The sequence below is a fragment of the Calothrix sp. CBUCES-K 9914 genome, assembly GCF_059640475.1.
Genome location: NZ_JBXXZH010000051.1, coordinates 35,010 through 42,141, shown reverse-complemented (window position 1 = coordinate 42,141; position 7,132 = coordinate 35,010). Strand labels below are relative to the sequence as shown.

6 protein-coding genes and 1 pseudogene are annotated in these 7,132 nt (G+C 38.9%); 6 read left to right on the top strand and 1 reads right to left on the bottom strand.

All coding sequences use genetic code 11. The features are described from left to right. A pseudogene (locus tag AC2JBO_RS14290) lies at positions 1-213 on the top strand (hypothetical protein); the annotation flags it as partial. A gap of 144 nt (positions 214-357) precedes the next feature. On the opposite strand, the gene gnd reads toward AC2JBO_RS14290, so the two are convergent. Beyond that, the gene (gene gnd, locus AC2JBO_RS14285) at positions 358-1,788 is read right to left on the bottom strand and encodes an NADP-dependent phosphogluconate dehydrogenase (protein ID WP_496954312.1); all 1,431 of its coding nucleotides are present in this window, start codon (positions 1,786-1,788) and stop codon (positions 358-360) included. Positions 1,789-2,180: 392 nt separating this feature from the next. On the opposite strand from gnd, the gene AC2JBO_RS14280 reads away from it, so the two are divergent. The 5 genes from AC2JBO_RS14280 to AC2JBO_RS14260 all read left to right on the top strand — a co-directional run bounded on the left by AC2JBO_RS14280 (position 2,181) and on the right by AC2JBO_RS14260 (position 7,111). Further along, entirely contained in the window at positions 2,181-2,864 is a 684-nt protein-coding gene (locus AC2JBO_RS14280; RefSeq protein ID WP_496954311.1) for a Ycf66 family protein, read from the top strand. A gap of 224 nt (positions 2,865-3,088) precedes the next feature. Then, complete coding sequence (locus tag AC2JBO_RS14275; RefSeq protein ID WP_496954310.1) at positions 3,089-3,703, top strand: hypothetical protein; 615 nt, start codon at positions 3,089-3,091, stop codon at positions 3,701-3,703. Between the two features lie 103 nt (positions 3,704-3,806). Continuing rightward, complete coding sequence (locus AC2JBO_RS14270) at positions 3,807-4,817, top strand: endonuclease/exonuclease/phosphatase family protein (RefSeq protein ID WP_496954309.1); 1,011 nt, start codon at positions 3,807-3,809, stop codon at positions 4,815-4,817. Positions 4,818-4,885: 68 nt separating this feature from the next. Then, entirely contained in the window at positions 4,886-6,733 is a 1,848-nt protein-coding gene (locus AC2JBO_RS14265) for a hypothetical protein (protein WP_496954308.1), read from the top strand. A 165-nt stretch (positions 6,734-6,898) separates the two neighbouring features. Beyond that, on the top strand, positions 6,899-7,111 hold the full coding sequence (locus AC2JBO_RS14260; RefSeq protein ID WP_496954307.1) for a hypothetical protein: 213 nt from the start codon (positions 6,899-6,901) through the stop codon (positions 7,109-7,111). Positions 7,112-7,132: the final 21 nt, after the last annotated feature.

The following is a 7,132-nucleotide window of genomic DNA, read 5'->3' as shown; positions in this document are numbered from 1 at the left end:
ACATGCTGCTTTCTACTTGTCACCAGCGGCGTCAGCATCATTTACATTGAGTGGACGGCGATGCTTGCATGTAGCAGCAGCAATTGCTTGCGTGCAGGGGGACTCATAAAAGCACTTTCTATCGCACGTTCACTACTTGGTGTTTTAGATGTGCAAATGATTAGCCAGACAACGGGGTTAAGCGTGGAAGAAGTTGAACAATTACAAAAATAAACGTCCGCTCGCAAAGTCGGAACAATATAAAATATATTTTGGGCAATCTTTACACTGTTGCTAGAGGTAAACGAAGATTCGCGACCAACCTTGAGATAGAAGTATTTTACAAGCTCTATCTCAAAGCAAGGTCGCTCTCGGAGGTTATTTCTTAGACTCGGTGATAGGCACCCATTCGGTGTGGAATGTACCAGCTTTGTCAATACGCTGATAAGTGTGGGCGCCGAAGTAGTCGCGTTGTGCCTGAGTCAGGTTTTGGGGCAGTCTGTCGCGACGGTAGCTATCGAAGTAGTCAAGCGAAGCGCTGAACGCAGGAACTGGAATACCCAGTTGTGCAGCGGTCATGATAACTTCACGCCAAGCTGTTTGTCTGTCAAGAATGGTTTGTTTAAATTCTGGTGCTAACAACAAGTTTGCCAAAGACGCATTTTCATCGTATGCGTGTTTGATTTTATTTAAGAAGCCAGCACGAATAATACAACCACCTTTCCAAATTCGCGCTAACTCGCCTAATTGTAAATTCCAGTTATAGGTATTAGAAGCGGTACCTAATAACGCCATACCTTGCGCGTAAGAACAAATCTTTGAGCAGTACAGCGCATCACGAACTTTGTTAACGAACGCTTTGACATCACCGCCATATTTACCAGCAGGCCCAGTAAGTTGCTTCGATGCAGCAATACGTTCGTCACGAATAGATGACATAATCCGCGCGTTTACTGCTGCAACAATTGTTGGGATAGCAACACCTAGTTCCAATGCAGTTTGCACAGTCCAACGTCCAGTTCCCTTTTGTCCTGCTGCGTCAACAATTAACTCAACGAGGGGTTTCTTGGTGTCGGGGTCAATGTACGGGAAAATGTTCGAGGTTATCTCAATTAAAAATGAATTGAGTTCGTCGGTAGTATTCCACTCTGTAAAGACTTGATGAAGCTGAGTGTGGTCTAAACCAGCAACGTTTTTGAGCAAGTCGTATGCTTCAGCAATTAGCTGCATATCGCCATACTCAATACCGTTGTGAACCATTTTGACGTAGTGACCCGAACCACCAGGGCCAATATAGGTTACACAAGGACCATCATCAACTTGAGCCGCAACTTTGGTAAAGATAGGGGACAAGTATTGATAAGAACTATCAGTTCCTCCGGGCATTAACGAAGGACCATTGAGGGCGCCTTCTTCACCACCACTCACACCCATACCGATGTAGCGTAAACCAGTAGGTTCTAATTCGCGGGTGCGTCGGTCGGTATCTTCAAACCAGGAGTTACCACCATCGATGATAATATCGCCTTCGTCGAGTAAGGGCTTGAGTTGCTCAATTACCGCATCAACAGGTTTACCTGCTTGCACCATTACCAAAATACGACGGGGACGTTCCAGGGCAGCGACAAAATCCTTCAAATCAAAAGCCGCTTTGACGTTCCGACCTCCAGCGCGGTTCGCCATGAAGGCATCAGTTTTTTCTCTCGAACGGTTGTACACCGCAATTGGGAAGCCGTTACGTTCTACGTTAAGCGCGATATTCTCGCCCATAACAGCTAGACCAATCACACCAAAGCTTTGCAATGTCATAATCCTATTGGCTAATTGCTGTTCCTTTCATTCTTTAGGGTAGTCCGAGAATTTGGCTTCTCCCCTAAAGAAGACATTAAGAGTTATAGCGCAGAGTAAAAATACATTGCCAACACACATAAAATATTTAAATTTGTATCTAGGTAGACTTTCCCTTGCAAAAATCCCTAAATTGAATATAGATATAGTGCTGAGTAGTGAGTGCTGAGTGCTGAGTAAGGAGATGTTGAGTAATAACAGATATTTATTTTGTATTCATGCGCTTATAATTACAACTTGACACTCTAAAAACTGTTTAACTAATAAGTAAATATTATCAAAGCATAAAATTTTATACTTACTACTCAGCACTCAGCACTCAGCACTCATCACTTTCATAGGAGTAAATAAAAATGCTGGCATATGTCCTAGCTCTAGCAATTGGAATCGGCAGTATCGCGCTATACCTAGCAGCTTTCTTTTTTCCTGAAATCCACAAAAAGAACGATTTTATTTGGAGTGGCGTGGGTTTCTTCTACGCATTAGTATTATGGATATTCGCGCGTCGTATTAGCGGGGGTCTTTTACTGGGTCACATAGCCAGTGTCTCACTACTGTATTGGTTTGGCTGGCAAACTTTTGCATTACGTCGTCAACTTGTACCAGTTGCACAGCAAACTCCCCTATCCAGTGCAGAAGATGGTAAGCTTTCGTTATCCCAACGTATTGGGCAGTTACAAAGAAGTATTACAGGCGCCTTCTCTGGTGCAAAAAACAAAGCACAGCAAACAATCAAAAAAGCTCAACCGCAGGATACAACTTCCGCAACTGCCTCACCCGCACAAATTATCGATGCGTTTACTCCGGAGGCGCCTGCTCCCAAAACACCAGATGTAGTAAATTCAACGATTGAAATTAAATCGGCGCCTGTTAATACTACAGTTGTTTCAACGCCTACAGCAGAAACCAAAATAGCCAAACCTATTCCACCAAACCCACCATCACCTGAGCTAGTAGAAGCAGCACAAGCATCAACCGAAGAGGCGCCAACTCCTACTGTTGAGGAACCGCCAACCGAACAAACACCACCCGCATAATTGATCCCCCCGAACTCGCGGCAGGGCGTGTACACACATCTTTAAATAAACCGCCTTTTTTTCTCTTTGTGCCCTTTGTGTCTTCGTGGTTTATCTCTTTATGGAACCACAAAGGCACAAAGAACACAAAGAAAGATAAGAAAGATAAGAAAAAGAGAGTGTACACGGTAGTCTTATTAAGGGGGACTAGGGGGATCAAATAAGATATACTTGATTTAAAACATATGTCCTACAGCGACTTTACAAAAATTGAGCAAGCAGTTACCGCTCTCGACCTAACAGTAGAAGATATTCCTCACTTATTTAGTCAGATACCACTAATAGAACCTTCACAACGATTAAAAGAAACACTTGAAGAAACCTTAGATTTAGCAGCAAGTATCAGTACCGAAAAAGCGCGTTCAGAATTGATTATCACACCCATCTTGCTAGAAATACGGCGCCGCTTCAAAAATAAAATTGGTTATTTTTCGGGCAACACATTTAATATTGATGTATCAAAAGGTTTAACAGGCGCCTGTGACTTCATTTTAAGTGCATCAAACAATCAATCATTGATTACAGCACCTGTATTAACTCTCGTAGAAGCCAAAGATAACGATATTAGTATTGGACTAGGGCAATGTGTCGCGCAAATGGTTGGCGCCCAAATATTCAATGCTCGAAAAGGAGCAGAACAGAAAGTTATCTATGGTGCAGTATCAACAGGCACTAACTGGAAGTTCTTGACGCTAGAAGGTAATTTAGTCAAAATCGATTTAACCGAGTATTTCATTAATCAAATAGACAAAATATTAGGTATTCTCGCTGAACCCTTTAAGCTATATTACGAAACCTAGTGTATTTGTTCTTTAAGATATAAGAAGATATGACCTAAGCAGAAAATATTCAATGTAAAAATAGTAACATTTGTATAAATGTTAAATCAAAGCGTGTGTCGCAATGGTACTACTGTTGAAAATAAGTATTTTAATTATTCTTGTACCTTTAGTTTTGCTTGCGGTATTTTACTTTTGGGCAAGTGCAGGCTCTTATCCTCTAGATAAATATAATGAAGTAGTTAACTTTGATCAAACCTCACCACCTAGTAATTCAGATACTTTTACAATTATTACCTACAATATAGGTTATCTATCGGGTTTGGACAATGCAGCAACCTCAGATACAGCCACTCAACCAAGTAAAGATTTTTACGATGATAACTTAAAAACCGCAGTTACTGCAATCAAATTATATAATCCTGATTTTATTGGATTTCAAGAAATTGATATTGCTTCCAAACGCTCTTACAACGTTAACCAAGTAACAGAACTTGCGAAAAATCTGAGTTTGCCAACAGCATTAGTGGGTATTAACTGGGATAAAAATTATATCCCATTTCCATTTTTTCCAATATCTGCCCACTTTGGACGTACCCTTGCTGCACAAGCTATTTTGAGTCGTTTTGCTATTACACAGAGCGAGCGTATTGTTTTAGATAAAGTTGCAAGTCAACCTTTTTACTACAAGGCATTTTACCTTGACCGTATTGCCCAAGTTGCTCAAATCGATGTGAATGGTCAACCGTTAATTATTATTAATGTTCATTTAGAAGCATTCGACGAAGTAACTCGCATTAATCACACCATCAAAGTTAAAGAACTCGCTCTAAGCTATGTAGCAAAATATCCTCTGTTGCTCATTGGTGATTTTAATAGTTATTTAAATCGAGATCAAGAAAATAATCCTTCGATTCAACTGCTGTTAGAATCAGATAAGCTTAAATCAGCTTTTAGTCTTGAGCAGCTAAAATCTTCAGATGTTGCAACTTATCCATCGAACGACCCTTCCTACACTCTCGATTACATTTTTTACAATAGCGAACGTATCGAGTTGATAGAATCACAAGTTCTCAAAGAAGCAAAAACAGCATCTGACCATATACCGATAATGATGGAATTTCGGCTGCGTTAACCAATGCTTGTATAATCAGTATAAATCTAAAATAAATCTGAACACACTCGTCTCAATCTCAAAATTTTATGGCAACTTATCCAAATTATCCATTTGATATCAAAGAAATCATACTTGACAATCAAGATGCACCGAATATTGTCACTTACTTAGTTGCGAGTAATGCACCAAAAAGTGTTGAAATTAATCATGAACATACTAATGGGAGCAATGAAAAGTTAGATGTTGATGATAGTCCAGATGTAACGCGCGCTAAAATGAGGAAAATAGCCGATTTTTTAATGGATAATCAAAACGGCGCCGAAGTTGTTATTCACATTCATGGATACAATACAAGAAATAAAGATTTTGAGAACTGGGTAAAAGAGATACAGCAGTATATTACCACAGATGCATTAATTAAACACAAAAAAATTGCTTTTATTGGTTATTACTGGCCTTCAGAATATATTACTTTTAAATCAGATAATCAAGATGAATTGGTAACTAGTCACCTTGGCAAAGCGATTAAAAGCCTACCGATTTTTTTCAAAACTATATATACTTATTCAAGTTGGGGATTAATAGCTGCTTTTGCCTTTATATTAGCTATTTCAGGTTTAAGTATCAATGATAATTTTTCATTCAATTTTTCCGGTTTTGCCTTCTTCTTATTTACGTTAGGAATTGCCTTTTTCGCCTGTTTATTTGGCTATGTTTTAGGCGCCATCATGCTGAGAATATCAATTTACTTTCGAGATAATTATCGAGCGGTTAACTATGGAGTTCCAGATTTAGTAGAATTTATTCGCCAAATAGATAATGCAATAGTCGAGCAGGCGCCGGGAGAAAGACGAGAAGAGAAGAAATGGAATTTTTCTCAGAAGGGTAATCCGAGAATTAAACTATCTTTTATTGCTCATAGTATGGGCGCATTTGTTACCACAAACGTAATTCGTATCCTCTCTGATATCTTCGATGAAAACTCAATACCTAAATTAAGTCAAGGGAATGTTGAATTAGAAGCATCACCAAACATAGGTAATGTATTTTCATTAGGTCGTTTAGTTTTAGCTTCACCGGATATACCTATCGAGACAATAATGCCAGAAAGGTCTAATTTTTTGCGCTCCTCGTTACGTCGTTTTGAAGAATCCTATTTATTTAGTAACCAGGGAGATGTCATACTGCGAGTTGCATCAACAGCAGCAAATTATATAAGTTTCCCTGCAAACACTTATGACCGAGGTTTTAGATTAGGTAACGTTGTAGTAGATTGTAGTATTCCTACAAATCAAACATCAGTACCAATGAAGTATGGCATTATTAATCAAAACAGTGACGGTAGTGTAAACCCCGATGATAGAAGTGCAATGACGCGAATAGGTATTGTTTCTGACAATACACTGAAAACATTATCAGACCTTTTGTCCAACAATAGTAAGGTAACTCAAAATAACGCAATTGCCGGATTATTTACCTACTTTGACTGCACAGATTACAGAGATACAACAATTCTGAATAGTGAAAAACCAGAAGGTGTTTTAACTAGAGCATTATGCAAGAATGTACTTTCTTTTTGGGATTGCTTAATTCTGATTTTTGATTCCATCATAATTGAAAAAAACGTTCACGGAGGATACTTCCAGGGTGATTTAAGCAGAAAAATGCTTTATCGGTTAGCCTTCTTAGGATACAAAGAGTTTTTATTATCTTTGAAAGACGAACCTGATTATCAGGAGATAATGGCAAAAATCGAAGCTCAACTTCCTACCGACACAATTTCAACTTCCTCAGAGAATCATAAAGAAGGAATGATTAAATTATTACAAGTTCTTTCGCACAAATGCGAAGACAAAGGAATTAAAGTATTTTTGGCGCCGGAACGGTATGTTGTAGATATGTTAGGAGAAGAGCGAAACCGTAAAGGATATTAAGCTGTTATGGCTATAACTTGTATATTGGGACGGGCAGGGATGCCCATCCCACAAGATTTACACCAAATTAAAGTTTGAAAATTAAAGAATTGGCTTGAAATTATCCTTTGCTGCTTTTCATTGTTCATGCGTATAATTAGAATATAAAAAGCAGGCTGTTAAAACATGCCTGAAATTGTTACCCTTCAACTCCCTCCACACTTGGCGCAAAGAGCAAAAGAAATAGCCACTCTTAATCATCAGCAGTTGGAAGATTTATTAATCGAATTTATTGACTGTGCCATAACAGAACTACCTGTAGAGTCACTACGTGATGAACAAGTTTTGCCTTTATGTGACATGCAGATGGAAACTGAGCAACAAGAACTAGCCAAATAATGATAATTGCCCACCATGAGT

What these genes read in the sequence shown, in the direction of transcription:
- gnd (WP_496954312.1), bottom strand. Translation starts at nt 1,788, where the DNA reads ATGACATTGCAAAGCTTTGGTGTGATTGGTCTAGCTGTTATGGGCGAG.
- AC2JBO_RS14280 (WP_496954311.1), top strand. Translation starts at nt 2,181, where the DNA reads ATGCTGGCATATGTCCTAGCTCTAGCAATTGGAATCGGCAGTATCGCG.
- AC2JBO_RS14275 (WP_496954310.1), top strand. Translation starts at nt 3,089, where the DNA reads ATGTCCTACAGCGACTTTACAAAAATTGAGCAAGCAGTTACCGCTCTC.
- AC2JBO_RS14270 (WP_496954309.1), top strand. Translation starts at nt 3,807, where the DNA reads ATGGTACTACTGTTGAAAATAAGTATTTTAATTATTCTTGTACCTTTA.
- AC2JBO_RS14265 (WP_496954308.1), top strand. Translation starts at nt 4,886, where the DNA reads ATGGCAACTTATCCAAATTATCCATTTGATATCAAAGAAATCATACTT.
- AC2JBO_RS14260 (WP_496954307.1), top strand. Translation starts at nt 6,899, where the DNA reads ATGCCTGAAATTGTTACCCTTCAACTCCCTCCACACTTGGCGCAAAGA.